General features: G+C 45.0%; 1 protein-coding gene. It reads right to left on the bottom strand.

Going from position 1 to position 516, the window contains the following annotated elements:
- The coding region (locus R7Q48_RS31135) for a collagenase (protein WP_318134286.1) at positions 1-516 on the bottom strand (516 nt) is incomplete at both ends.

Below are 516 nucleotides of genomic sequence, written 5' to 3'. Positions count from 1 at the left end.
TCGACCCGTCTTCATTTTTTGGGATTGAAATCGTTTCGTTACTGCCATGGGTGCAGTTCGACCATTCGTACTCGAAGTAGTGGCATACTTTGTCGTAACAAGCGTATAGATCGGCATCACCAGTGCCGGAGATAGACACTTCCAGTTGATTATAACTTTCTGAAACATCGACAAAGAAGAGCGTTTCAGAGAACTTTTTACCGTTTACTTGGATGCTGGTATTGAGTTCGATTTTCTTTGGCTTCTCTTTCGGTTTTGGTTGAGAAATATCCGAATCGTCAATGTCTTTCGTCACCTCATCCAGCCACGAATGAAACTCGGTATTGTAAGCAGGCGCTAATCGTTCAAGCAGTTTTACCCACTCTTTGTATTGGCCGGTACGCGAGTAACCTAACAGTTCAGTAACGTCTTCAGGATGCTTCTCTATCATGAAGCGCACAGCTAAGTAGCCCCAGCGATACACACGGTTTAAACCGTCGCTGTAATTCGTACTGAACACGTCTGCCAATGTGTGCG

Source organism: Vibrio sp. 378 (assembly GCF_033339435.1).
Note: the sequence above shows the minus strand (reverse complement) of the source record. Positions and strands in the feature narration are given on the sequence as shown.